This is a genomic window from Methylocystis sp. SC2 (genome assembly GCF_000304315.1).
Classification (GTDB): Bacteria; Pseudomonadota; Alphaproteobacteria; order Rhizobiales; family Beijerinckiaceae; genus Methylocystis.
Window position 1 is genome coordinate 1104252 of record NC_018485.1, and the last position, 25593, is coordinate 1129844.

At 64.7% G+C, this 25593-nt stretch carries 25 protein-coding genes; 15 read left to right on the plus strand and 10 right to left on the minus strand.

Translation table 11 applies throughout. From position 1 onward, the window contains the following. Positions 1–129: 129 nt before the first annotated feature. Entirely contained in the window at positions 130–1224 is a 1095-nt protein-coding gene (locus BN69_RS05225) for a Ppx/GppA phosphatase family protein (RefSeq protein ID WP_014890517.1), read from the plus strand. Between the two features lie 302 nt (positions 1225–1526). Continuing rightward, the gene (locus BN69_RS05230) at positions 1527–2036 is read left to right on the plus strand and encodes an RNA pyrophosphohydrolase (RefSeq protein WP_041927170.1); all 510 of its coding nucleotides are present in this window, start codon (positions 1527–1529) and stop codon (positions 2034–2036) included. A 106-nt stretch (positions 2037–2142) separates the two neighbouring features. Here the strand turns inward: BN69_RS05230 and BN69_RS05235 are convergent, their stop codons facing one another. Continuing rightward, positions 2143–3489, minus strand: a complete 1347-nt coding sequence (locus tag BN69_RS05235) for an RsmB/NOP family class I SAM-dependent RNA methyltransferase (protein WP_051013388.1) — start codon at positions 3487–3489, stop codon at positions 2143–2145. 153 nt (positions 3490–3642) lie between these two features. On the opposite strand from BN69_RS05235, the gene BN69_RS05240 reads away from it, so the two are divergent. Together BN69_RS05240 and BN69_RS05245 are read left to right on the plus strand one after the other, a co-directional pair. Further along, positions 3643–3849 (plus strand): DUF1674 domain-containing protein, encoded by a 207-nt coding sequence (locus BN69_RS05240; protein WP_014890520.1) that lies wholly within the window; start codon positions 3643–3645, stop codon positions 3847–3849. Positions 3850–3888: 39 nt separating this feature from the next. Next, positions 3889–4698: a cyclase family protein gene (locus BN69_RS05245; RefSeq protein ID WP_014890521.1), complete on the plus strand. Its 810-nt coding sequence runs from the start codon at positions 3889–3891 to the stop codon at positions 4696–4698. A 76-nt stretch (positions 4699–4774) separates the two neighbouring features. Here BN69_RS05245 and BN69_RS05250 read toward each other — a convergent pair whose 3' ends face one another. Next, a complete protein-coding gene (locus tag BN69_RS05250) occupies positions 4775–5884 on the minus strand; it encodes a helix-turn-helix transcriptional regulator (RefSeq protein ID WP_014890522.1) in 1110 nt (369 codons plus the stop codon). 181 nt (positions 5885–6065) lie between these two features. Further along, complete coding sequence (locus BN69_RS05255) at positions 6066–6863, minus strand: dienelactone hydrolase family protein (protein ID WP_014890523.1); 798 nt, start codon at positions 6861–6863, stop codon at positions 6066–6068. Between the two features lie 251 nt (positions 6864–7114). On the opposite strand from BN69_RS05255, the gene BN69_RS05260 reads away from it, so the two are divergent. From BN69_RS05260 to BN69_RS05275, 4 genes are all read left to right on the plus strand, one after another. Continuing rightward, the gene (locus tag BN69_RS05260; protein ID WP_014890524.1) at positions 7115–9046 is read left to right on the plus strand and encodes a potassium transporter Kup; all 1932 of its coding nucleotides are present in this window, start codon (positions 7115–7117) and stop codon (positions 9044–9046) included. A gap of 149 nt (positions 9047–9195) precedes the next feature. Further along, entirely contained in the window at positions 9196–10062 is an 867-nt protein-coding gene (trpA, locus tag BN69_RS05265; protein WP_014890525.1) for a tryptophan synthase subunit alpha, read from the plus strand. Continuing rightward, the gene (accD, locus tag BN69_RS05270) at positions 10059–10925 is read left to right on the plus strand and encodes an acetyl-CoA carboxylase, carboxyltransferase subunit beta (RefSeq protein ID WP_014890526.1); all 867 of its coding nucleotides are present in this window, start codon (positions 10059–10061) and stop codon (positions 10923–10925) included. The genes trpA and accD overlap by 4 nt, the downstream gene beginning before the upstream one ends. Positions 10926–10945: 20 nt before the next feature. Further along, positions 10946–12262 (plus strand): bifunctional folylpolyglutamate synthase/dihydrofolate synthase, encoded by a 1317-nt coding sequence (locus BN69_RS05275; protein ID WP_014890527.1) that lies wholly within the window; start codon positions 10946–10948, stop codon positions 12260–12262. Positions 12263–12314: 52 nt separating this feature from the next. Here the strand turns inward: BN69_RS05275 and BN69_RS05280 are convergent, their stop codons facing one another. Then, positions 12315–12998, minus strand: a complete 684-nt coding sequence (locus BN69_RS05280; RefSeq protein WP_014890528.1) for a type 1 glutamine amidotransferase domain-containing protein — start codon at positions 12996–12998, stop codon at positions 12315–12317. A 178-nt stretch (positions 12999–13176) separates the two neighbouring features. Between BN69_RS05280 and BN69_RS05285 the strand changes: the two genes are divergently transcribed. From BN69_RS05285 to BN69_RS05310, 6 genes are all read left to right on the plus strand, one after another. Further along, complete coding sequence (locus tag BN69_RS05285) at positions 13177–14322, plus strand: (5-formylfuran-3-yl)methyl phosphate synthase (RefSeq protein WP_041926806.1); 1146 nt, start codon at positions 13177–13179, stop codon at positions 14320–14322. After that, positions 14309–14947 (plus strand): amino acid kinase family protein, encoded by a 639-nt coding sequence (locus BN69_RS05290; RefSeq protein ID WP_014890530.1) that lies wholly within the window; start codon positions 14309–14311, stop codon positions 14945–14947. The genes BN69_RS05285 and BN69_RS05290 overlap by 14 nt, the downstream gene beginning before the upstream one ends. Beyond that, on the plus strand, positions 14947–15504 hold the full coding sequence (locus BN69_RS05295; RefSeq protein ID WP_014890531.1) for a flavoprotein: 558 nt from the start codon (positions 14947–14949) through the stop codon (positions 15502–15504). Before BN69_RS05290 ends, BN69_RS05295 begins: the two co-directional genes overlap by 1 nt. Before the next feature lie 13 nt (positions 15505–15517). Further along, entirely contained in the window at positions 15518–16939 is a 1422-nt protein-coding gene (locus BN69_RS05300; protein WP_014890532.1) for a DUF6513 domain-containing protein, read from the plus strand. Further along, positions 16923–17504, plus strand: a complete 582-nt coding sequence (locus tag BN69_RS05305; RefSeq protein ID WP_014890533.1) for a DUF447 domain-containing protein — start codon at positions 16923–16925, stop codon at positions 17502–17504. Before BN69_RS05300 ends, BN69_RS05305 begins: the two co-directional genes overlap by 17 nt. A gap of 163 nt (positions 17505–17667) precedes the next feature. Then, entirely contained in the window at positions 17668–19086 is a 1419-nt protein-coding gene (locus tag BN69_RS05310; protein WP_014890534.1) for an outer membrane beta-barrel protein, read from the plus strand. Positions 19087–19096: 10 nt separating this feature from the next. On the opposite strand, the gene BN69_RS05315 is transcribed toward BN69_RS05310, so the two are convergent. From BN69_RS05315 to BN69_RS05325, 3 genes are all read right to left on the minus strand, one after another. Beyond that, a complete protein-coding gene (locus BN69_RS05315; protein WP_014890535.1) occupies positions 19097–20131 on the minus strand; it encodes a hydantoinase/oxoprolinase family protein in 1035 nt (344 codons plus the stop codon). A 66-nt stretch (positions 20132–20197) separates the two neighbouring features. Then, positions 20198–20707, minus strand: coding sequence for a formaldehyde-activating enzyme (gene fae / locus BN69_RS05320; RefSeq protein WP_041927171.1), 510 nt, complete (start codon positions 20705–20707; stop codon positions 20198–20200). A gap of 152 nt (positions 20708–20859) precedes the next feature. Next, positions 20860–21750, minus strand: a complete 891-nt coding sequence (locus tag BN69_RS05325; protein ID WP_041926807.1) for an NAD(P)-dependent methylenetetrahydromethanopterin dehydrogenase — start codon at positions 21748–21750, stop codon at positions 20860–20862. 384 nt (positions 21751–22134) lie between these two features. Here BN69_RS05325 and rpmB point away from each other — a divergent pair, with 384 nt between their 5' ends. Then, entirely contained in the window at positions 22135–22428 is a 294-nt protein-coding gene (gene rpmB, locus BN69_RS05330) for a 50S ribosomal protein L28 (RefSeq protein WP_014890538.1), read from the plus strand. 72 nt (positions 22429–22500) lie between these two features. Here rpmB and BN69_RS05335 read toward each other — a convergent pair whose 3' ends face one another. From BN69_RS05335 to thrS, 3 genes are all read right to left on the minus strand, one after another. After that, the gene (locus BN69_RS05335; RefSeq protein WP_148277036.1) at positions 22501–22794 is read right to left on the minus strand and encodes a hypothetical protein; all 294 of its coding nucleotides are present in this window, start codon (positions 22792–22794) and stop codon (positions 22501–22503) included. 217 nt (positions 22795–23011) lie between these two features. Further along, on the minus strand, positions 23012–23326 hold the full coding sequence (locus BN69_RS05340; protein WP_148277037.1) for a PadR family transcriptional regulator: 315 nt from the start codon (positions 23324–23326) through the stop codon (positions 23012–23014). Between the two features lie 244 nt (positions 23327–23570). Beyond that, positions 23571–25523 (minus strand): threonine--tRNA ligase, encoded by a 1953-nt coding sequence (thrS, locus tag BN69_RS05345; RefSeq protein ID WP_014890541.1) that lies wholly within the window; start codon positions 25521–25523, stop codon positions 23571–23573. Positions 25524–25593: the final 70 nt, after the last annotated feature.

Sequence of the window (25593 nt, forward strand, 5' to 3'; positions counted from 1 at the left end):
CCTTGCGGGCGGCGCGCCGATCCTGCATGAAAGAAATTTACGCTGGCATCACGGCGTTACGATGATCGCCGCTCCGCTTCCGTCGATGCGGCGCGAGGCAGGACGGAGCGGCTTCGCGGAAGGGATCGAGTGAGGGAAACCGGTCTACCGTCTACGGCGTCGGCGTCGGCGCAGGCCGCGCCCGAGCTTCACATAAACCCCGGCGTCGCTTCCGGCGCGCTCGACTCGCGCCATGTCTACGCCGCGCTCGACCTCGGCACCAACAACTGCCGGCTGCTGATCGCCCGGCCCGAGCACAGGCCGCGGCGGCGCAACAATGATTCTTTGCGCATCATCGACGCCTTCTCGCGCATCGTGCGGCTGGGAGAGGGCCTCGGCAAGGCTGGCCGGATCAGCGAGGAAGCGATCGAGCGCACCATCGCGGCGCTCCAAATCTGCCGCGAAAAAATGGATGCGCGCGGCGTCACCCGCGCCCGGCTCGTCGCGACCCAGGCGTGCCGCAGCGCGGCGAACGGCGATGATTTCGTCGAGCGCGTCCGCGAACGCACCGGGCTGCAGCTCGAGATCATTGACCGCGAAACCGAGGCGCGCTTCGCCGCCCGCGGCTGCGGATCGCTCGCCGATCCGGCCGCCGAAAGCGTGCTGCTGTTCGACATCGGCGGCGGCTCCACCGAGCTCGTGTGGCTGACGCGTGAACGGCGCAGTGAAAATGGCGCTTACGCCTTTCGCGCCTGGACGTCGCTCGAACTCGGCGTCGTGACGCTCGCGGAGCATTTCGGCGGCCGCTGCGTGTCGGCCGAGACGTTCGCGGCCATGGCGCAGCAGGTGCGCGAGACTCTCGCCCCCTTCGCGCGTCGCATGGCCTCGGAGCGCCGCTGTCCGCGCTTCCATCTACTGGGCACTTCGGGAACGGTCACCACCCTGGCCGGGGTCCATCTTGGGCTTGAGCGTTACGACCGCTGGCGCGTCGACGGCTTGTGGATGAGCGACGATGATGCGACGCGGGCGATCCTGCGGCTGCGCGACATGGATTTCGATGAGCGCGTCGCCAACGGCTGCATCGGCCCGCAACGCGCAGATCTCGTCCTTGCCGGCTGCGCGATTTTCGAGGCGATTCGCACGCTTTTCCCGGCGCAGCGCACGCGCATCGCCGACCGCGGGTTGCGGGAAGGCATGCTGCTGGAGCTGATGGAGGCCGACGGCGCGCTGACGCGGCGCGTCTAGCCGCGAGATTTCTATAGGTTGTCCATCCGGACGAGACAGAGGAAAGTGGAGTCGCGAAGCTTCGCCTTTTCCGGAAGATCCGGATGAACATCCATAAGAATGCCCGTTTGACGCCGAGCGGTCGAGCGGAATTGGCGCGGATTTGGGCGATTCCGTCCACATGCAGCGTGATCTGGCGGCTCGACGGCGGGCGCGCGGACGGGCAGAAGTGTCCGCGCCAAGAATGCGAACGCTTGGGGGAAGCGGATGACAGATGCAACCGATGGAGCGCGCCAGCATGGGCTGCGCCGCGAGATAGGGCGATGAGCGGCCGCGGATTATATCGGCCCTGCGTCGGCGTCTTGTTGCTCAATGCGCAAGGCCTCGCCTTTATCGGGCGGCGGCGCGCGAAAGGCGCCCACGACCAGACCCGCCCGCCCTATCTGTGGCAGATGCCTCAGGGAGGCATCGACGAGGGCGAGACGCCCTATGAGGCGGCGCTGCGCGAGCTTCACGAAGAGACCAATGTGTCGAGCGTCGCCCTTCTCGCCGAGGCTCCAGACTGGCTTTGCTACGATCTCCCTAGAAACTCCGCCAACCGCTGGAGCGGCAAATATGTCGGCCAAACCCAGCGCTGGTTCGCGCTGCGCTTCACCGGCGACGAAAGCGAGATCGATATTCATGCGCCGGGCTGCGGCGCGCATAAGCCCGAATTCGACGCCTGGCGCTGGGAGACGCTTTCGGCGCTGCCGGAACTCATCGTGCCGTTCAAGCGGACGGTCTATGAGCAGGTGGTGAAGGAATTCGCGCCCCTGGTCGCGGCGCGGGCCTAGAGGGGGTTCCGAAAAAGCCGACAGGCTTTCGATGAGAACCTGCTCCAAGATTTGATTTTTGTGCGCTGCCTTATCGAGCGCATCAATCCATGTGATCGGGAACGCCCTAAGCCGACCGGAGCAGCCGCGCGGCGAAGAATCCGTCGATGCCGGCAAGGCGCGGATCTTCATTTGGCCAGTAATGCGGCAAGGTGCGCAGATCGCCGTCCCGGTTGATGAACTCCCCGGGGACGCCCTCGCCCGGATTGATCGGCATTCGGCGGAAATCCGGATTGCGGCGCAAAAACGCGGCGATCTGCTGCTCGCCTTCCTCAGGCTCCAGCGAGCAGGAGCAATAAACGATGCGTCCGCCGGCCCGCGTCAGGAGCGCCGCGCGATTGAGCAGCTTTGCCTGCAAGGCCGCGAGCGTCTCAATGTCGCCCGGCTTCTTGGTCCAGGGCACGTCGGGATGGCGGCGGATCGTTCCCGTCGCCGAACAGGGCGCATCGATCAAAATCGCGTCGAACGGCTGCGCCTGATAGGCGGCGGCGTCGCCGACCGCAACTTCCGCGTGCAACTGCAGCCGAGCGAGATTGGCGGCGAGCAGCTTCAGGCGCTCCGCCGAACGGTCCAGAGCGACCACCTGCGCGCGGGCAAGCGCGATCTGCGCCGTCTTGCCGCCGGGCGCGGCGCACATGTCGAGCACGCGCTCATCCGGCCGCGGCGCGAGCAGGCGCGCCGGCAGAGCGGCGGCGGCGTCCTGCACCCACCATTCACCGTCCTCATAGCCGGGAAGTTCGCTGATCGGCGCGTGGCTGCGCAGCCGCACCGAACCTGTCGGCAGCACGACGCCGCCGAGCCGCTCCGCCCAGCCTTTGGGATCGTCTTTGACCGACACGTCGAGGGGCGGTTCGAGCATGTGCATCGCCGCGATAGCGCGCCCGGCGTCTTCGCCGTAGTGCTTGCGCCAGCGCTGCGCCAGCCATGGCGGCGCGTCATGTTCGCCGCTTGCGGCGACGTCCAGGAATTCCTGCCGCCGTCGCGCGAGATTGCGCAACAGGCCATTCACCAGGCCGCTGAAGCCGGCGGTCTTCGGTTCAAGGCGCGCCGCCCGCACCGCGAGATCGACGGCGGCGTGATCGGCGGCGTCGAGAAACAGGATTTGCGCGGCCGCGGCGATCAGCGAGAACTCAAGCCGCGCGGCCTGACGCGGCAGCCCCTTTTCGAGGAGTTCGGCGAGAACGTAGCGGATGAGGCCGAGCCGACGCACCGCGACCGTAACGATCGAGCGCGTGAGCGACACGTCACGGGCGTCGAGCCCGGAGAGGCGCGAAGGAACGGCGTTCGGAGCGAAACACTCATCGAGGCGATGTCCGCCCTGCACGATGTCGCCGATGATGTTGGCGGCGGCGAGACGCGCCGGCAACCCGGGAATCTTCGCCGCTTCAGCCTCCCGCACCGCTTCGGCGGGCACGAAGCCTTGCCGGGACCCTTGACGCACCGATTTGGTCCGGGCGGAAATTGATCTACTGTCGCTGTTCGCCAACCGGCTTCTCCCTCCGCGACCGAACCGAATCATAGCATAATTGGCGCGGCGGCGGGCGATGAATGCACACAGGAACAGACCGTGTCGAAGACAGAAGACGCCGCGCGTTTGACGGAGCGGCCCGCGCAGCCGCCGCCAGCCGCGCAGCGCGCGCTGGCCGAAGCCGAGGCGCGTCGCCGCGAGGCGGCGCAAGCTCCGGCCGCGCCGCAGGAACTCGGCGGCCGCGGCGGACTCGACCCGGCGCGCTACGGCGATTGGGAAGTCAAAGGAATCGCTAGCGATTTTTGATCAGCTGCGCGCGAGCGCATTGCCGGAGAGCGTCCCGATATGAAAAAACGAATGGCGTTAGGCGGTCTGTTGCTGTGTCTGACGTTCTCCGCCGCACGGCTGGAGCCGGCGCAAGCTCAGAGCCTCGATCTCGCGTCGAGCAAGGTCGTCGACCTCAGCCACGCCTTCAACGCCGAAACCGTCTATTGGCCGACCTCGCCGTCGGGTTTCGAGCTTAAAGTGCTGCATAAGGGGCCGACAAAGGCAGGCTTCTTCTATTTCGCCAACGCCTTTTGTTCGCCCGAGCATGGCGGCACCCATCTCGACGCGCCGATGCACTTCGCCGAGGGCCGCTGGACAAACGCCGATATTCCCGTCGAGCGCTTCGTCGGTCCGGCGATCGTGATTGACGTCGCCGCCAAGGCCGCGGCGAACCCGGACTATCTGCTGACGATCGACGACATCGCCGCCTGGGAGGCGGCGCATGGCCGCATACCCGACAAAGCGATCGTGCTGCTGCGCACCGGATGGAGCGCGCGCTGGCCCGATAAGAAGGCCTATCTCGGCGACGACACGCCGGGCGACGCCACGCATCTCCATTTCCCGTCTTTCGGGCCTGAGGCGGCGGACTGGCTCGCGAAAGAGCGCCGCCCCAACCTCATCGGCGTCGACACGGCGAGCGTCGACAATGGGCCGTCGCAGGATTTTCTGGTGCACAGGATCATTGGCGCCGCGAATATCGGCGGGCTTGAGAACCTCGCCAATCTCGACCAGCTGCCGCCGACGGGCGCCGTCGTCATCGCCCTGCCGATGAAGATCGAGAAGGGCTCGGGCGGCCCGGCGCGCATCATCGCGCTCGTCCCGCGATAAAGCCATTCTCATCGCATGTCGCAATCTCACGCCGCCATGCGCGAGGCCGACCCCGTTTCGCAAAAGATCGTTCGCTTTACGAGTCCTGCCGGGAGCCAGGAAACCTGCGGGGAACCCGAGCATGCGCCGCGAGCAAGGCCGCGAGTTGCGATTGGCGGCTGACGCCGGTTTTCGCGAAGACTGTCTTGAGCTGATAGCGCACCGTTTCACGCGACGTTCCATCGCGACGGGCGATCTGGTCGGGAGTCAAGCCTTCGGCCACGCCGCTCGCCACTCGCGCCTCGGCCGCGGTGAGATCGAACAGCCCTCTGACGAGCGCAATGTCGGGCGTCGAGGGCGCCGCTGCCGGGGTGAACGCGAGCACGCCAAAACCGCCTTCAAAAATATCGCGCGACCGGCCCGTAGCGGGAATCAGATGGACGACGACGGGATTTTCGGTCGCCGGCTTAGACGGAAATGAGCGAACAGATGTCGCCGCAGCGTTGGAAATGTCTGCCATCGCGCGCGATAGCAGCGCATTGGCCGACGGGTCGACAAGCGCGATACGGTCTCGTGGCAACCACGCGAGATGTGAGTTCAACGCTTCGAGAAGCGCGTTGGCCGCAAGCACTTTTCCTCTGGAATCGAGAACGGCGGCCGGTAGTCCGATCGTGGCGAGCGCGTCGGCGACCGCTCGCAGCCGCTCCAGCCGCCAGCGCGCCGCGAGCATCCCGGCGCGGGCAAGATGGGGACGCAGCGCGTCAAGACGCCTGATGTCTTCAGCGCTGAATTGAGGAAGACCGACACGGCGAATAATCTGGACGACCACCAGGTCGCCGGTCGGCGCTTTGATCGCCGTAGCCGTGCTGTGATGCAGCCCCGCAGGCTTCAGGCACTCGGCCACCATCGCATCGGCGAGATACTCTTCCTCGGAGAACGCCTGGTGATCGGCGACGAATCCGGCCCGGTCGGCCGCCAAGAGGCGCGCCGTCGCTTGCGTCCGCGTCACTGCTTCCGACGCCACAAATGCGCCTGCGGCTTCCATTCCGACGGAGTAGCGCCAGCCAATCCAGGCGTGGCCATCGCCGGCTGCTATAAGACCGCCCGCAGCGTCAACTAAGCGAGCAAGGTCATACATCACCTCTGGCCAAAGGTCGGGGCTGGCGGCGGCGCCATAAATATCGTCGATGAGACGTTCAACGTTCATTGCAAAAATATTCTTTGAAAGGAAAGCTATTTTACAGGGCGGATGTGATCCGACCGCCAACACTCGACAATAGAACAGTATAACAAGTTTTCAACGCGACAATCCAGGAAGAGCGGCGCGGGCAAGTAGCGCCGACGCATGCGCGTTGATTAAAACTCTAAGAGCTCCGTGCGCCGCAACGTTACTCAACGCCCTTCACGCGCAGGAAGGCCAGCGCCCTTTCCCAGGCGTCGCTGGCGGCGTCCAGCCGATAGCTGTCACGATAATCGGCGAAGAACGCATGCGGCGCGCCGTCATAGACGATGATCTCGGCGGGCGCCTGCGCCTTCTTCAGGCGCTCTCGCATGGTCTCGATGAGTTCGGTGGGAATGCTCGGATCAGCGCCGCCATAGAGCGCGAGCGTCGGCGTCTTGAGCTGCGCGGCGACGTCGATCGGCCAGCGTGGCTGCTCGGGCGTATGCGGTCCGTCGAGGCGGCCGTACCAGGGAATGCAGGCGCGCAAGCGCGGATGATGGACCGCATAGAGCCAGGCGATGCGCCCGCCCCAGCAAAATCCGGTGATCGCCGCGCGTTTGGCGTCGCCGCCTCTCGCCACGGCGTAGGCGAGCGCCTGATCGAAGATCTCCATCGTCTCGGCGTCGGGAACCCTGGCGACGATGGCGCGAATGGCCTCTATGTCCGGCGCTTCCTGCGGGTCCCCATAGCGAATGAGGAAGTCGGGCGCGATGGCCAGAAACCCAAGCTTCGCGAATCGCCGCACGATGTCGCGGATGTGTTCGTGCAGGCCAAAGATTTCCTGCGCCACGAGAATAATCGGGAAATCGCCGCCGCTTTGCGGGCGGGCGATATAGGCCGGCGCGCCGCCGGGCAGCGTCGCCATGCCCGCCTCAAGCCCCTCCACATCCGTGGCGATGGCGCTTGGCGCGGGCGCGCCCGCCGCCTGGGCGAACCGGCCCGGATCGGTCGAAGACGAAGGCATGAGGCCACCTCAAAAAGCTGTCGTTGAGTTTAGCCAAAAAAGCGACGCGCGTCGCCCGGCGGCGCGCACCGCCAGACTTGCGCCGTCGCCGCGACTTCTCTTCGCGCGCGAAACCGCGTATATCGCCGCACCGTATCGACGGCCCGCGCCGAAGGAGACCAACCGTTGCTCCTGTTCGCGCGCGACCTGAGCGAGCGCCTGGCTGCTGCTTCGGTAAGAGCTGCGGCGGGTCCGATTAAAGGAAACGTCCCATGACGCAGCGATCCGACGCCGGCCCTGCCTCCGGCGGCGATGGGCAAGTTCACGCCCATCACGGATCCGAGCGGACGCGCGCCGGATTCGCCGGTCTCATCATCGGCTCGATCGGCGTCGTCTACGGCGACATCGGCACGAGTCCGCTCTATGCCCTGCGCGAGTCGCTCGCGCATCAGGTCCAGTATGACGCGCTGACCGAGGAGTCGGTCATCGGCGCGATTTCGCTTCTGATTTTCGCGCTCGTTTTCACCGTGACGATCAAATACGTCATCTTCGTCATGCGCGCCGACAACCGCGGCGAAGGCGGCATTCTTTCGCTGATGGCCCTGGCGCAGACCGCCATGGGCCGGCGCACGAAAGTCGCCTTTCTGCTCGGCGTCGCGGGCGCGGCGCTCTTCGCCGGCGAGGCGATCATTACGCCGGCCATCTCGGTGATGTCCGCCATTGAAGGGCTGGAGCTCGTCACCCACCGCTTCAGCGAATTCGTCCTGCCGATCACCATCTTCATCCTTGTCACGCTGTTTTGGGTGCAAAGTCACGGAACGGCGCGGGTGGCGGCCTTCTTCGGGCCCATCATGATCGCCTTTTTCCTGACCATCGGCGTGCTGGGCGCGATGCATATCCCCGAAGCGCCCCAGGTGCTGCGCAGTTTCGACCCGCGGCAAGGCATCGCTTTTCTCGTGAGCCACGGCTGGCTCGGCTTCGCCGTCCTCGGCTCGGTTTTCCTCGCGGTCACCGGCGTCGAGGCGCTTTACGCCGACATGGGGCATTTCGGCCGAGGGCCGATCCGTACGGCCTGGCTCGGATTCGTGCTGCCGGCGCTGCTGCTCAACTACCTCGGCCAGGGCGCCCTCGTCCTGTCGCGCCCCGAAGCCGTCGGCAACCCGTTCTTCCTGCTGGCGCCGGACTGGGCGCTGTTGCCGCTTGTCGTGCTTTCGACGCTGGCGACGACAATCGCCGCGCAAGCGGTGATTACCGGCGCCTTCTCGCTGGCGCGGCAAGCGATTCAGCTCGGCCTTATTCCGCGACTCGAAGTCACGCATACGTCGGCGTCGCAGGAGGGCCAGATCTATATCGGCCGCATCAACCGGCTGCTGCTCATCGGCGTGGTGCTGCTCGTCATCGCCTTTAAGAGCTCTTCGGCGCTTGCGTCCGCCTATGGCATCGCGGTCACCGGCACCATGGTGCTGTCGACGTCGCTGCTGTTCATCGTCGCTTGGCGCAAATGGGGCTGGCCGCTATTCGTATCGATCCTCTTCGCGGCCTCGTTCCTGGTCGTCGAATTCGCCTTTCTGGCCGCCAATCTGATGAAGGTCAAAGACGGCGGCTGGGTGCCGCTCGCGCTCGGCGGCTGCGTCATGATCATCATGTGGACCTGGACGCGCGGCACGCATCTTCTCGCCGAGAAAACCCATCGCGACTCCATCCCGATGATGGAGCTCATCGCGATGCTGCAGAAGTCGAAACCGACGCGCGTGCCCGGCACGGCGATCTTTCTGACGAGCGATCCGGCGGTCGCCCCGACCGCGCTGATGCACAATCTCAAGCACAACAAGGTTCTGCACGAGCGCGTGCTGGTGATCTGCGTGAAGACCGAAGACCGGCCGCGCGTCGCGCCGGGCAGGCGCTTCGAAATCGATAAGCTCAGCGACGATTTCTATCGCGCGACGCTGCATTATGGCTTCATGGAGAGCCCGCGCGTACCGGCCGCGCTCGCGGCCATGCGCAAGGCGGGGTTCAAATACGACATCATGACCACGAGCTTCTTCCTGGGCCGGCGCTCGATCAAGGAAAGCCCCTCCTCCGAAATGCCCGTCTGGCAGGACAAGCTCTACGTCGCGCTGACCCGCCAGGCCGCCAATGCGACGGACTTCTTCTCGATCCCCTCCGACCGCGTCGTCGAACTGGGCGCGCAGGTGACGATTTAGCGCGCGCGAAAACAGTGGACGGGAGGGGGGCCAGGCACTAAGCAACGGCGGCCCCCGCGTGGCGCGCGCAAGAGCCGAAAAGGGCCGGCGGCGCCCGGTCGAGAAGGCTTTTTGAAGATTTCGCCGCTTACGAAGGACGTCTGTCGCTTATGCCCACCCGCATCGATGATCGCTTCGCCGCCCTCAAGAAGGAAGGGCGCGCCGCCCTCGTGACCTTTGTGATGGCCGGCGACCCGGATCTCGCGACGTCGCTCGACATCTTGCGCGGCCTGCCCGGCGCCGGCGCGGACGTCATCGAAGTCGGCATGCCTTTCACCGATCCGATGGCGGATGGGCCGGCGATCCAGGCGGCGGGCCTGCGCGCGCTCAAGGCCGGGACCACGCTCAAGAAGACCTTGAAGCTGGTCGCCGACTTCCGCGCCGGAGACGACGCCACCCCCATCGTGCTGATGGGCTACTACAATCCGATCTATGTCTACGGCGTCGACGCCTTCCTGCGCGACGCCCGGGACGCCGGCGTCGACGGCCTGATCGTCGTGGACCTGCCGCCCGAAGAAGACGCCGAACTCTGCGTTCCCGCGCGCGACGCCGGGCTGAACTTCATTCGCCTCGCGACGCCGACGACCGACGACAAGCGGCTTCCCAAGGTGCTCGAAAATACAAGCGGCTTCGTCTATTATGTGTCGCTCACCGGCATCACCGGCGCGGCGCTCGCCGACTACGCCGGCGTCAGTCAGGCGGTTGCGCGCATCAAGCGGCACACGGCGCTGCCGATCGCCGTCGGATTTGGCGTCAAGAATGCGGAGAACGCCGCTGAGATCGCCCGCAACGCCGATGGCGTCGTCGTCGGCACGGCGCTGGTCCAAGCGCTTAAGGCCTCGCTCGACGCCGAGGGCCGCGCCGGGCCGTCGAGCGTGGGCGCGGTGACCGGGCTCGTCGCGTCCATCGCCGAAGGCGTGCGCGACGCCCGCCCTAAGGGCGGCGTGTTGAGTTGGCTGACGAGGCTCGTGTCATGAATTGGTATTCGAACGTCGTCCCGCCGAAGATCAAGGCGCTGATCAAGCGCGAAGCGCCCGAAAATCTCTGGGTGAAATGTCCCGAGAGCGGCCAGCTCGTCTTCCACAAGGACATCGAGGCCAATCTCTATGTCGTGCCCGGTTCGGGCTATCACATGCGCTGTCCGGTCGAGACGCGGCTCGCCAGTCTTTTCGACGGCGGCGAATGCGAGCTGATTCCGACGCCGGAAGCGCCGCTGGATCCGCTCAAGTTTCGCGACATCAAGCGTTACGTCGACAAGCTGAAGGAATATCGGGTCAAAACCGGCATGGCGGACGCCGTGACGATCGCCTTCGGCAATCTCGAAGGCTCGCCGGTCACCGTCGCCATTCAGGATTTCGAATTCCTGGGCGGCTCGCTTGGCATGGCGGCCGGCGAGGCGATCATCGCCGGCTGCGAACATGCGCTCGCCAAGCGCACGCCTTTTGTGATCTTCACGGCGTCGGGCGGCGCGCGCATGCAGGAGGGCATGTTCTCGCTCATGCAGATGCCGCGCACGACCATCGCCGTGCAGCGCCTGCGCGATGCCCGCCTGCCCTATATCGTCGTGCTGACCAATCCGACGACGGGCGGCGTCACGGCGTCCTACGCCATGCTCGGCGACGTGCAGATCGCCGAACCCGGCGCGATCATCGGCTTCGCCGGCGCCCGCGTGATTGAGCAAACGATCCGCGAGAAGCTGCCCGAAGGCTTCCAGCGCGCCGAATATCTGCGCGATCACGGCATGGTCGATATGGTGGTGCCGCGTCAGGAGCTGCGCCAGACGCTGGCGCGCCTCTGCGGTCTCCTGACCAAGTCGCCGCCGCGACGCGCCGCCGCCTGATATCGCGAGGCGCAGCCGCAATGGATCAGCATGACGCGATCCTGTCGCGACTGCTCACGCTTCATCCAAAGAAGATTGATCTGTCGCTGGGGCGCACGGAGCGGCTGCTCGCCGCGCTCGGACGACCGGAGCTCAGACTGCCGCCCATCATTCACGTCGCCGGAACCAACGGCAAAGGCTCGACGCTCGCCTTTCTGCGCGCGATGCTCGAAGCCGCCGGCAAGCGCGTGCATGTCTACACCTCGCCTCACTTGCTGCGCTTCAATGAGCGCATCCGTCTCGGCGCCGACGGCGGCGGCAAGCTTGTCGACGACGAGCGTCTGAACGCGGCGCTCGAACGTTGCGAACAGGCGAACGCTGGGCAGCCGATCACCTTCTTCGAGATCACGACCGCGGCGGCCTTTTTGCTCTTCGCCGATGCGCCGGCCGACTGGCTGCTGCTCGAGACGGGCCTCGGCGGGCGCTATGACGCAACCAACGTCATCTCGCAGCCCAAATGCGCCATCATCACCTCGATCTCCCTCGACCATCTCGAATTTCTCGGCGATACGGTCGAAAAGATCGCCCATGAGAAGGCCGGAATCTTGAAGAAGGGCGCGCCGGGCGTGATCGGCTTCCAGTCGGAGCCCGTGGCGAGGGCGCTGGAGCGCGAGGCGCGACGCGTCGGCGTGACGCCGATCGTCGCCGGGCGGGACTTTCACATCTGCAACGAGAACGGGCGCCTCGTTTATGAGGACGAGCGCGGTTTGCTCGATCTGCCGCTGCCGCGGCTCGCCGGACGCCACCAGCATGAGAACGCCGCCGGCGCCATCGCCGCCCTGCGCGCCGTCGCCCCGGAGATTCCGCCCGCGGCGATCGAGGCGGGGCTCACGCGCGCCGAATGGCCGGCGCGGCTGCAGCGGCTCATACGGGGGCGCATCGTCGAACTCGCCCCGCCCGGCGCCGAGGTGTGGCTCGACGGCGGCCATAATGAGGATGGCGGCCGCGTTCTGGCCGAGGCGATGGCCGAGTTCCACGACAAGGCGCCGCGCCCGCTGGCGCTGATCTGCGGCGCGCAGACGACCAAGGACATTCGCGCGCTGCTCAAGCATTTCGTCGGACTGGCGCGCGAAGTCGTCGCGGTGCCGGTCGAAGGCGAGCATAAGAGCTGGCCGCCCGAGGACGTCGTGAACCTCGCCAGAGCCGAGGGGATGCCCGGCGCCGCGGCGGGCGGCGTCGAGGAAGCGCTCGCGCTCCTTTCGACGCGCCGCTTCGACGCGCCGCCGCGCGTGCTGATCGCAGGTTCGCTGTATCTCGCCGCCTCGGTGCTGGCGGCCAACGGCTCGGTGGTGGAGTGAGCCGCGCCGCCCGTTTCGCCCGCGCCGCGACATCGCCGAAGCGGGCCGGGTCTCACGCTCTTGAAAGCGCCTCCACAAGCTTGCGGGCCGCCGGATCGGAGGACGCCGGATTCTGACCGGTGATCAGCTGGCCGTCCCGGACGACATGCGGAGCCCAGTCCGCCGCCTTCGAGAAGCGCCCGCCCTTCGCCTGAAGCTCGTCCTCGACAAGGAACGGAACGACGTGGGTGAGGCCGACCGCCTCCTCCTCGCCATTGGTGAAGCCGGTCACCGTCTTGCCCGCGACCAGCGGCAGACCGTCGGGACCTTCGACATGGCGCAGCACGCCCGGCGCGTGGCAGACGAGCGCGATGGGTTTGCCGGCGCGGACGAAGGATTCGATCAGCCTGATCGAATCCCGGTCCTCGGCGAGGTCCCACATCGGCCCATGGCCGCCGGGATAGAACACCGCGTCGAAATCCTCCTGACGGACGCTGTCGAGCCGCGCGGTGTCGGCGAGGCGCGCCTTGGCCGCCTCATCCGCCTCGAACCGGCGGGTGAGCTCGGTCTGGAATCGGGGTTCACTGCTTTTTGGGTCGAGCGGCGGCTGACCGCCCTTGGGCGACGCCAGCGTGATCTCGGCGCCGGCGTCGAGAAAGACGTAATAGGGCGCCACCAGCTCTTCCAGCCAGAAGCCTGTCTTTTCACCGGTGTCGCCGAGCTTGTCGTGCGAGGTGAGAACGATGAGGATTTTCATGGATTTCTCCTGTTTGGGGAGCACGTTCGCATGCTTGGAGTTGCGAAAAAATGACGCAATGGTCCGGCGGCGCCCGGCGCGAGCAGGAGGGTAGGCGCGCGAGGCCACTTGGATTCGGGGAAAATTTGCTCCACAAGCGCGCGGAAGCGCGTTGCGCAACGACTGGAGCCAAGAACTCATGACCTTGATGTTGGCGAGCGTTCTCTCCCGCGATGAGGCGGAGATCGCCCTCGCGCGCGGCGCCGACATCATCGACTGCAAGGCGCCCTCGCGCGGCGCGCTGGGCGCCCTACCCCTGGACACCGTCGCCGAGATCGTCGCCTTCGTCGACGGCCGCCGCCCGGTCAGCGCCGTCGTCGAACTGCCGCATGACGTCGCGCATGCGCGCCGCGACTTTGAAGAGGTCGTCGCGGCGGGCGTCGATTATGTGAAATTCGCCCTGCCGGCGACGCCCGACGCCGTCGAGATCATCGAGGCGCTGGCGCCGCTGACCGCAAGAACAAAGCTCGTCGCCGTCCTCTTCGCCGATCTCGGCCCCGAATTCGACACTCTCGAGCCGCTGGCCGGCGCCGGCTTTCATGGCGCGATGCTGGACACCGCGCATAAAGGCAAAGGCCGACTGGTCGACTTTATGAGCGTCGGCGCGCTGTCCGAATTCGTCGCGCGCTGCCGTGAGCTCGGGCTCGCCTCGGGACTGGCTGGGGCGTTGGAGTCTCCCGACGTGCCGCGCCTGCTCGTCACCGGCGCGGATGTGCTGGGCTTTCGCGGCGCGCTCTGCGCGCATGGCGAGCGGCGCGCCGCCATCGACGCCCGCGCCACGATGCTGATCCGCGATTTGATTCCTTCGACGCGAGGCGCGCACGCCGAATTTCACGCCCACTGGTCGTTCCTTGGCCGCGGCTATATCGAGCCCCCCGGCGCGAACGACACCGATTGCGTGTTTCTCAAGGATTATGTCGCGCCCGTCGAGATCGGCGCCTACGCCCACGAACACGGCCATACGCAGCGTGTGCGTTTCAACGTCGAAGCGGAAGTGACCCGCATCAACGGCTCCGACGACATGCGCTCGATCTTCTCCTATGACGTGATCATGGACGCGATCAAAATGATCCTCGCCGGCGGCCATATCGAGCTTGTCGAAACCATCGCCGAGCGCCTCGCCGAAAGCGTGCTGCTGCATGAGCGCGTGCGCGCCGTCACCGTGCAGGTGGAAAAGCTTGATGTCGCGCCCGGCGCCGTCGGCGTGAAAATCCGGCGCGTCCGCGCCCATGAGGAGGCGCGTCGCGTGCAGCCGGCGCCGATGCGCATCGATGCCGTCAAGTAGCGCGCCCCTCGTCGTCAAATTGGGCGGAAGCCTGCACGCCTCGCCGCGGCTCGCCGAGTGGCTCGCGGCGCTGAAGCGCTACCCGCGGCCGCTGACGATCGTTCCCGGCGGCGGACCCTTCGCCGACGCCGTGCGCGCCGCGCAGCCCGCATTAGGCTACGACGATAAAACCGCGCACGCCATGGCGGTTCTGGCGATGGAGCAATATGCGCTGGCGCTCGCGAACCGTGACGATTCGCTGGAGCTCGCGGCCTCTCGTGACGCAATCGCCGCGGCGCTGGCGCGCGGACGCATCGCCCTTTGGCGGCCGAGCGCCATGGTCGCCGCGGCGGACGATATCGCGCCCTCCTGGGAGGTCACCTCCGACAGTCTCGCCGCCTGGCTTGCCAAAAAAATCGGCGCTTGCGCGCTGACGCTTATCAAAAGCGTCGATGTCGGCGACGGCGCCTTACTCAGCGAGATTATGCGTACGGGCGTTGTCGATCCGGCGCTTCCGGATTATCTCGAAGGGACGCCGCTCTTCCTCGCCGGCCCCTCGTCTCTCCCGCGCGCCGCCGCGCTTCTTGCCGACGGCGTCCCGCCGGGCGCAGCCATCGCAAATTTTCCAACGCGGAAGTTCGCCTGATGACCAAAAAGAAAGTAGTCACGCCGCGCTGGGGCTGGGCGCTCACCGGATCCGGGCATTTCTTCACCGAATGTCTCGACATGATCCGCACGCTCGATCACGTCGATCTTTTCGTCAGCAAAGCGGCGGCGGAAGTCGTGCGCATGTACAAGCACGATCTCGATCTGCCGGAGACCGTTCGCATCTTTAAGGACACCACCGCGAGCGCGGCGCCGGTCGGGAATTTCTACTATAATTTTTATCACACGCTGGTTCTCGCGCCCGCGACCTCGAACACCGTCGCGAAATGCGTCGCCGGCATTTCCGACAATCTCGCGACGAATGTCTTCGCGCAGGCGGGCAAATGCCGCGTGCCGACGATCGTCTTCGCCTGCGACACCGCGCCCGAACTCGAAACGCGCGCGCCCAAGGGCATGGTGATGGTCTATCCGCGCCGCATCGATTTGCAGAACACCGACGCGCTCAAATCCTTCGAAGCGACGCAGGTCGTCGAAAGCCTCGCGGCGCTGCAGGAGGCGGTGGAGCGCCGCCGTCGCGAAGTCGAGCCGCAACCTTAAACGAAGTCTCCGCATGAGCGAGCGCCTGCTGTTCCTCACCGGCCATCTTGCACTGCCGCGGTTGGAGCGCATGGTCGCGAGCTTCGGCGAAGCGGCGCAGGCGTGGCGCATCCACGACATTGGCGTGAAGGTCGCCGCGCTGATGACCCAGGAAATCATTCATCGTCGCCTGCCGCGACCCGTGCAAGCGGACCGCGTCATCCTGCCGGGGCGCTGTCGCGCCGATCTCGCCGTGCTGACCGAGGATTTCGGCGTCGCGTTCGAACGCGGGCCGGAGGAGATCGCCGATCTTCCCGCCTATCTCGGGCGCGGCGGCGGCCGGCCGGATCTGTCGCGTTACGACATGCAGATTTTCGCCGAGATCGTCGACGCGTCAAAGATGAGCGTCGCGGATATTTCGATCAGCGCGCGCGAACTCGCCGCGGGCGGCGCCGACGTCATCGATCTCGGCTGCCTGCCGGATACGCCGTTCAACCATCTTGAGGAAACGATCGCGGCGCTCAAGGTCCACGGCCTCAAGGTGAGCGTCGATTCGGCCAATGTCGCCGAGCTTGAACGCGCGGCGAAGGCCGGCGTCGACCACCTCCTGAGTTTGGACGAAGCAACGCTGTCGATCCTTCCCGACAATTCGCCCGTCATTCCCATTCTGACGCCGCGCCCGCACGGCGATCTCGACTCGCTGCAACGCGCCGCGCGTCGCGCGCGCGAACGCGGAATCAGCGCCATTCTCGATCCGATCCTCGATCCGATTCATTTCGGTCTTGCCGCCTCGATCGCCCGCTACGTCGAGCTGCGCGCCCGCGAGCCTGAGGCCGAGATCATGATGGGAACGGGCAATCTCACGGAGCTGACCGACGCCGACTCCGCCGGCGTCACCGCGGCGATGCTCGGCGTATGTTCCGAGCTGGACATCCGGCATCTGCTCACGGTGCAGGTGTCCCCGCATACGCGACGGACGCTGCAGGAGCACGACGCCGCGAGGCGGTTGATGTTTGCGGCGCGCGCCGACGGCGCGCTGCCAAAAGGCTATAGCGACGCCCTGCTGCAGATCCACGACCGCAAACCTTATGCTGCGACGCCGGAAGAGATTGCCGCGCTTGCGCGCGAACTGCGCGATGCTAATTTCCGCATAGATGTGGCGCAGGACGGCGTGCACGTCTACGCCAAAGGGTTCCACCATGTCGCGGCCGACGCGATGGCGCTTTTTCCGCATCTTGCCGTCGAACATGACGGCGCCCACGCGTTTTACCTTGGCGCGGAATTGATGAAAGCCGAGATCGCCTACAAGCTCGGCAAGCGCTATCGTCAGGACGAGCCGCTCGACTTCGGCGTCGCGACGGAGAGCAATGAAGAGGATTCGACCCGCTTCAAGGAGATGGGTCACACCATGCGCAAAGCGGGCCAGGGACCTGCGAAAGATGCCTCTGATACATGAATGCGTCGTCACGACGCTGTCGCCGGAAGGTCGACCGCATATTGCGCCGCTCGGACTGATCGAGGAACACGGCTTCTGGATCGCCGCGCCGTTTCGTCCCTCCTCCACCCTGTTCAATCTCACGCATAATCCGAAAGCGACGGCGAGCTTCACCGACGACGCGCGGATTTTCGCCGGACTCGTCGCCGGCCAACGCAACTGGCCGCTCACCGACATCGAGGGCTGGCCGGCGCCGCGCCTTTCCGCCGCGCTGGCGCACGCCGAACTCATCGTCGCGCGCGTCGAGGAGCACGAATTGCGGCCGCGCTTTTTCTGCAGGGTGAGGCGGATTGAATCGCATCGCGCCTTTCTCGGCATGAACCGCGCGCGCGCCGCCGTGCTGGAAGCGGCGATTCTCGCGACGCGGCTCGACATGCTGCCGCGCGAAAAGATCGAGAGCGAACTCGCCTATCTGCAGATCGCCATCGACAAAACCGCCGGCGACGCCGAGCGCGAAGCCTGGAACATGGTGATGGAGAAAATTGACGCGTATAAGGAGCGAGCGGAGAAGTGCGCGTCGCGTTAGAGCAGGTTCCGAAAAAGTTGACTGACTTTTTCGATGAGAACCTGCTCCAACGGTTTGATTTTGAGCGTTTCCTTATCGATCACATGATTCCATGTGATCGGGAAGCGCTCTAGCGAAGCTTGGTTGCGCGATTCGCTAGCATGCCCCGTGAAAGAAGCGTGCGATGAACCCAAACGTCTGCGCGATGGCGGCGATCATTCTCCTTTCAACGTCGCAGGCGATTTGTGGCGACGCGTCGCCGACGAAGTCATCGGCGTCTACGCCAAGCTGGCTCGACAGCCTTACGATCGACGGATATTTGTCGGGAGGCGTCGCCATCAACTTCGCTCTCCCATACAATAAAATCAATTTCGGGCATCTTGATACGGATCGCGCCAACTGGCCCCAGTTCAATCAAGCGATTCTGAACGTCGAGCGGCCGCCAGACAAGAAGGCGGCCAACCTCGACTTTGGGTTAGCCTTCATCGGAATGCTCGGCACGGACGCTCGTTACACTCAGTTCCTTGGCCAAACCGAATATCTCATTCACGATCGCACGCAGCTTTCGATCGTCAAGGCGAATCTTCAGGCCCATCTGCCGATCCTGACGAAGGGCGGCGTTGACGTCACTGTCGGCCAATTCACAAGCTACAACGGTTTCGAAATGCTCACGTCGAAGGACAATATTTTCTATACGCGCTCTCTTAGTTCGAATGCCGGCCCCTTCGTCGACACCGGCGTCATGTCGATCATCCATGCAGCGGACTGGCTCGATCTTTACGCAGGCATTGTCACCGGCGTCGACACATCGATCGGCTGGCCGGGCGACAACAACAATTCGCCTTCCATTCACGCCGGCTTTGGCCTGAACCTCTTAGACGGCGATCTGACGATCCTCGCGATTACGCATTCGGGACCAGAAAATCCGAATGTGAAAGACCCTTTGTTGGTGGGTTGGCCGGATGGCGTCATCGGCGGCGTTCCTGCGGCTTGCGCCTGCAATCCCAACAACGCCTGGCGTCTGTTCAATAATTTGACGGCGACATGGAATGTCACGGAAAATCTGAGCCTCACGTCGGACATCAGCTATTTTCGAGAGAGCGGCTGGTACCCGGTATCAATTTTCGGATCCTCGTTCGACGCGCTTAACGCCCTTCCGAACGGCTGGGGCTTCAATCTCTCTCTCGTCCCGCAACATCCTCGCGGCGCCACCGCATATGGGATCGCCCAATATGCGACGTATAAGATCGACGACTCGATCAAACTCGGCGCGCGCGTCGAATTTTGGCGCGACGCCAAGAATTTCTTCGCCGCCGCCTATCCGGGCTACTTCGACAGCGTCAACGCCGAACACGGCTTTCCGGCTCCATCAGTGATTGTGCAGCCGCAGGGACAAGGGACAAGCTATCTTGCGATCACCGCCGGCGTCACCTTTTCGCAAAAGCTGACGGGGCTTCCATATTTGTCGGGATTGATCCTGAGACCCGAATTTCGATGGGAGGCCGCGGTCAATGATACAGCGCCTTTCTTCGGGCCGAACGGTCCAAAGCGCACGCAGGGCCTTTTCTCGATGGATGTGATCGCGCCATTCACGATCCAATGATCATTGTGCGCTACCGGACCTCCAGCAGCGCGAGCGCCGAAGCCGGCGCGCAATTCGCCGCCCTTGCGGCCAAATCCGGCGGCGCCGCGATCAGATCGGCGAAATCCACAAATGTTCGGCCTTGCGCATGCGCCAGACGCGCAGCGAGTTTGCGGCCGACGCCGGCGCCGACGATCGGCGCATCACACGCAATCGCCTCACGCGATTCGAGCAGCGCGATCTGATCTTCGATGGCGCGCAATTGCGCGCGCGCAAGATACTGCGCGAAGGCGCGCCATTGCGCATCGCGCAATTCGGCGGCGTCGCGCCCGGCCATGCGCGCCAGCCGCGCGCGCGACGCCGCAACGGTCTTCGGGCGTCCGTCCGCCGTCGGCGAAAGATCGGCGTCGGTTTCGCCTTCGGGGAGATCGCCGAGCACGCGCCGCACGTCGGCCATTGACGCAAAGGCTTCGTTGACGAGCGGCGTCCAGCGTCCGGCGATCGGCGCGCGCGCGGCGTAGGCCTGAGGCGCGCCGCGTGAAAATCCGGCATAGGCGAGTTCGCCATCAGCGAGGCGCGCGGCGTCGCTCGCCCCGCGCGCCGCGACGCGCCCGGCGCAAATCGGCGCAAGGTCCGTCGTCGTCGATCCAATGTCGATGAACAGCGCCTCGGCGCAATGGCGCGCGACGAGTTCGGCCGAAGCGCGCCAATTGGCCGAAGCGACGGCGTCGACGTGCGCGCCGACCTCGTCGCGGCGGATGAAGCCGCGTTCGCCGGCATAAAAAAGAATGTCGCGAACGCCGATCTCGCGGGCTGCGATGGCGGCCACCGTAACGACGCCGCGCGATCTGCTTTCGAAGGCGTCGGAGAGCTCCGCCGTCATCGTGACGTGATGACGCTCGGCCTCGCCGAGCGCCGCGCGCACGGCGCGTAGCGCCTGCTCCAGGCTGGCGACGCTTTCGTGGGGGGCGCAGGCGATCTGCACGACCGCCGTGAGGCGCCCGTCATCCGCGCGCGCCGCCTTGATATGGGCGCCGCCGATATCCCAGCCGATGACCGCCGCCATCCGCCTCTCCCAAAAGAAAAAGGGGAGCCGCGCGGCTCCCCCTCAATTTCGAAGATGCTGCGCGGTTCAGTTCGGCGCGAAGGGATGCTTGGCTTCGTTGCGCTTGGCGACGACTTCCGAAGCCTTCGGCTCGCCCTTGACGGCGCGGGCGATCGCTTCCTTCGTTGCGGTGTAATTATAGTCCTGGATCTTCTTGTCGTCCGAAGCGTCCCAGTGAATGAACACGCCGACCGAAATGAAGATGTCGTCGGCTTCGTCGACCGGGATCACGCCCTCGGCGACCGAATCCGCGACGGCCTTGGCGACGCCATGCTGCGCCGGGCCGAACATCTGCACGGCCTGCTTGGCGCCCTTGATCGTCACCTTGTTGAACAGGATCGTGTTGGGCTTGCAGAGCAGGTTCGGCGCGACGACTGCGAGCAGCGTCGTGAAGCCGTCCTTGTTGTTGACGAGCGCATTGGCGAAGGCGAGTTCGGCCGCCGAGCCGCGCGGACCCATGATCAGATCGATATGCGCAACTTCATTGCCGTCGCCGACCAGCGACTCGCCGACCAGCATCTTGTTGATTAAAGCCATGTTTTTCTCCCAGAATTCTGGCGCCGGATTCACGAGCGCCCTATGCAAGCCGCACGCGGGGGCGCGGCGATGAGAGCCCACGCACGCGGCGCGGACTCAACCATTTTTGCGCGGCCTTGCCAAGGCGCGAGACCAGGCAAGCGCGCGAGACGTCACACGAGTTCGCGGGCCAACGCGAAAGCGTGACGGAAGTCAAGGCAGAGCGGCTCGTCGGACGTCGCCATCTTCTTGAAGAGACCAGATTCCGTGCCGTATTTGACGTTGCCGATCGCCAGCGCGCCGATGCCCAGGGCGCCGTGAGGCGAGACCACGACGCCATTGTCGTGCAGGCCGCACCCTTCGACGCCGAGAGGCGGCACGGCGTTGACGTCGGCGGCGATCAAGAGATCCTCGGCGGCGGCGAGATCGTCTTTCGACAGCACCTGGACGCCGGCGCGCGCCGCGCACAACGCGATTTCATGCTGGCGCAGCAGGTCCCGCACTTGCTCTGGAGTGGAGCCGTCGGCAGGCGCCACCTTGATGTTAAAGCGCTTGCACATTTCGTCGGCGAGCTTGGCGACACGCTCGAGGCCGCTATAGCCGACAACGGTGACCTCTGCGCCTTCAAGCGCCGAGATGACGGCGGCGGAATAGCCAACGACGCCCGTCGCCCCGTAGATGACGACCTTCGAGCCCTTGAGCTCGCGCTGTTTCTTCTCCCGCAGAATCTTTTCGACGCAGGCGACCATGGCGCCGGCGGTGGTGAAGGAGCCGTAGGGATCGGCGAAGAGCGACACTTCGAAGGGCTTGAGTAGCGCTTTCTTTGCCTTGTCCATCATGTCGAGCGCGAGCACCGCGTCGCGGCCGGCGAAGAAGATGCCGGTGCGCAGCGCCGCCGAAGGCGCGCGCGAAAACATCGCGTCCTGCACGAGCGCGGTGACTTCGTCGAGCGTGACATTGGTGTAGGGAATCGCCGCGTCATAGCCGGCGTCGAGCGCCATGTTCACGTCGAAGGGGCTCATGTGCTTCAACGTGCTGAGCATGTGCAGAATCGCTTTGGCCATTGAATCTCCCCAACCTTTCCTCGATTTTCGCGTCTTACGCGGCCATGGGCGACGCGCGGCGGGAGACAGTCTCCAGCCCCTCGATCTCTCAAAGATTCCCGGCAAAAGGAACGGCGCGCGGGCGCGCGCCTCGGCCTCGCCCGGAGCGATGGGAGGCTTAGAACCCAGAACGAAGCCGATGTCTAGAGGCGTGTGCGCCGCAGCGTGCGGCCGCATGACGGCGGCTGTTGGTTGACGCCGGCCGCGCTTTGCCTCTATAAGCCCCGCAAACGAGGCTCGGCGCATCGGCGTCGCGCCTCGCTGTCTTTTTCACCCTCTGCTGGCCGACCGCGAGCGACTGACGCCGCGGTCGACGCATGGAAGAATAGAGCGAAAGGAACCATTATGTCCCGCCGTTGCGAGCTGACCGGAAAGGGCGTGCAGTCCGGCAATCTCGTCAGCCATTCCAATCGGAAGACGAAGACCCGCTTTCTGCCCAATCTCGTCAATGTGACGCTCGCCTCGGAGGCGCTGGCGCGTTCGGTGCGGCTGCGCATCTCCGCGGCGGCGCTGCGCTCGGTCGAGCATCGCGGCGGGCTGGACGCCTTCCTCGTGAAGGCGAAGAGCGAAGAGCTCTCGCAGAACGCCCGCGACTTAAAGCGCGAAATCGAGAAGAAGCAGGCCGCCGCGAGCGCTTAATCAGGCCCATTGGCTGAGATCATTCTCGTTCGGCATGCCCCGTCGCTGTCAAGGCAACGGGGCTTTTGTCTTTTATGCGCCGCCGAGTTTGCCACGAACATAATCAGCGACAATGCCGATGACGCCGATACGCTTAATCGCCGCCCATAACTGCGGGAAAATCGTGTGCACCGCTGCCGCCCAATAGCGCCACTTCGCGCGACGCAGCGATATGCCGCTGACAATGTCGTTCCGGAAGTCTTCATCGAGGCATTGAAGAAGGCTGGCGCGATAGCGCTTCTTGGCGAAGAGACCAACGAGGAACTCCGCAAATAGTGGAGGCTCCCTCATGCTCTGAGGTTCAAACTTAAATTTTAGTCTACGCAAATTCTCTCGATAAACCAAATCCTTAATAAGAGCTGAAAAAACTGAAATACGATAGCTACAGCGATAGATACGCCGTACGTAAAATTAGCGCTAAGCTCGATATATACGCAAGCTTTGAAACATAGCCCAAACACGATCAACGCTAATGCATTTTCGCCACCTTGTAGCACGCCTCCTTTCAGTCCTCGGACAAGCGCTTGCGAGTTGCTCCGAGCCTTCATGCCGAAGCCCCTTCAATTTCAAGTCCATCGCGCATCGCGTCCAGCGCTCGCAGTGACGCTTGCAACGCCAACTGCCCCGGCCCGGTGATAGCGAAATACTGCTTCTTCCGTCCGCCGCGCGCGGCCGTCGCCTCACCTTCTCGCGAAGAAATCAACCCGCGGTCTTCAAGACGCTCCAGCACGGCGTATATGGAGCCGAAGGAATATTCGCGATCCGTCCGCTTCTTGATTTCATCGCGGATCGAAACGCCATAGGCGTTGGGATGCTGAATCATGATGGCAAGCAGCGTTTGCTGCTCGGCGGTCGTCAACTCAGGGATTTTGGACAAGAAACGCTCCGCGATTCGATTTCTTCGTGATCTTGGAAGAAATCGAACGCGGGGTCAAGCTCTCCTCACCCTCATGCTGAGGAGGCTCCGAAGGAGCCGTCTCGAAGCACGAGGGTGAGGAGAGGCGCATTATGTTTATCGAGTTTCCTCGTCCTTCGAGACGCGCGCGTTGCGCGCTCCTCAGGATGAGGAAACTCTTGGCCGCCCTATCCCCTATATCCGGCCCCTACCCCCGCAGATCCGGCGGCGTCGCTTCCTCCGCCAGCCGCTTCAACGCCTCATCGAGCGGCAGCTGCGTCTGCGCCTGCGAGCCCAGCCGGCGCATCGAGATCGTGCGCTCGGCCGCTTCTTTCTTGCCGGCGACGAGCAGCACGGGGACCTTCGCGAGCGAATGTTCGCGCACCTTGTAGGTGATCTTCTCGTTGCGCGCGTCGACCTCCACCGCCAGCCCGAGCTTGCGCGCCGCGACGGCGATCTCATAGGCGTAGTCGTCGGCGTCCTGCGTGATCGTGCAGACGACGATCTGCAGCGGCGACAGCCATAACGGCAGATGTCCGGCGAAATGCTCGATCAGAATGCCGGTGAAGCGTTCGAGCGAACCGAAAATCGCGCGATGGATCATCACCGGCGTCTTCTTCTCGCTGTCCGGGCCGATGTAATAGGCGCCAAAGCGCGACGGCAGGTTGAAGTCGACCTGCGTCGTGCCGCATTGCCACTCGCGGCCGATCGCGTCGCGCAGCGTATATTCGAATTTGGGGCCGTAGAACGCGCCCTCGCCCGGATTGATTCCCGTCTTGATGCGCCCGCCCGAGCCCGCTTCGATGTCGCTCAACACCCGCGTCATGATCGCCTCGGCCTCGTCCCAGGCCTCGTCGGAGCCGACGCGCTTTTCAGGACGCGTCGAGAGCTTCACGACGACTTCCTCGAAGCCGAAATCGGCGTAGGTCGACAGAATGAGGTCGTTGATCTTGAGACACTCCTCGGCCATCTGCTCTTGGGTGCAGAAGACATGCGCGTCGTCCTGCGTGAAGGCGCGCACGCGCAGCAGGCCATGCAACGCGCCGGAGGGCTCGTAGCGATGCACGACGCCGAACTCCGCCATGCGCAGCGGCAGATCGCGATAGGATTTGAGGCCATGTTTGAAGATCTGGATATGGCCCGGACAGTTCATCGGCTTGATCGCGTACAGCCGGTCCTCGTCGGTCTGTTCGCGCGCCGGCTGCGAGACGAACATGTTCTCGCGGAACCATTCCCAATGGCCGGACGTCTCCCAGAGCGTCTTGTCGAGGAGCAGCGGCGCGTTGACTTCCTGATAGTCGGCCTTCAGGCGCCGGCGCATGTAGGAGATGACGTTCTGGAACAGCGCCCAGCCCTTCGGGTGCCAGAAGATCGCGCCGGGACCTTCCTCCTGAAAATGGAAGAGGTCCATCTCGCGCCCGAGTCGCCGGTGGTCGCGTCGCTCAGCTTCCTCGAGCCGGTGCAGATAGGCGTCGAGCTCCTCCTGCGTCGCCCAGGCGGTGCCGTAAATGCGCGACAGCATCGGATTATTATGATCGCCGCGCCAATAGGCGCCGGCGACCTTCATCAGCTTGAAGGCCGTGCCGACCTTGCCGACCGAAGGCAAATGCGGACCGCGACAGAGATCGAGCCACTGGCCCTGCTTATAGATCGAGAGCGGCTCGTCGGATTTGATCGCGTCGATGAGCTCGCCCTTGAAAATCTCGCCCTTGGTTAGAAACCATTGCTTGGCGTCGTCGCGATCCCAGACTTCACGCGTGATCTTGGCGTCGCGCGCGACGATCTCGCGCATCTTCTTCTCGATCGCCGGCAGGTCTTCGAGCGTGAACGGCTCGGCGCGGAAGAAATCGTAATAGAAGCCGTTCTCGATGACGGGTCCGATCGTCACCTGCGTGCCGGGATAGAGCTCCTGCACGGCTTCCGCCAGCACATGCGCGGCGTCGTGCCGAATGAGATCGAGCACGCGCGGATCTTCGCGCGTGACAAATTCGATGTTCGCGTCGCGCGCGATCGGCAGCGCCAGATCGACGAGCGCGCCGTCGAGCGTCATGGCGACGCTGCGCTTGGCGAGAGAGGGAGAGATGCTTTTGGCGATGTCGACGCCCGAAACGCCGGGCTCGAACTGACGGGACGCCCCGTCGGGGAAGGTGACCGCTATCATCTTGCGCTCCTGACGCGCTCAGTCGCCGATACGAGTCGACGTAAGTCGCTAGGGATGGACAGACGCTTTC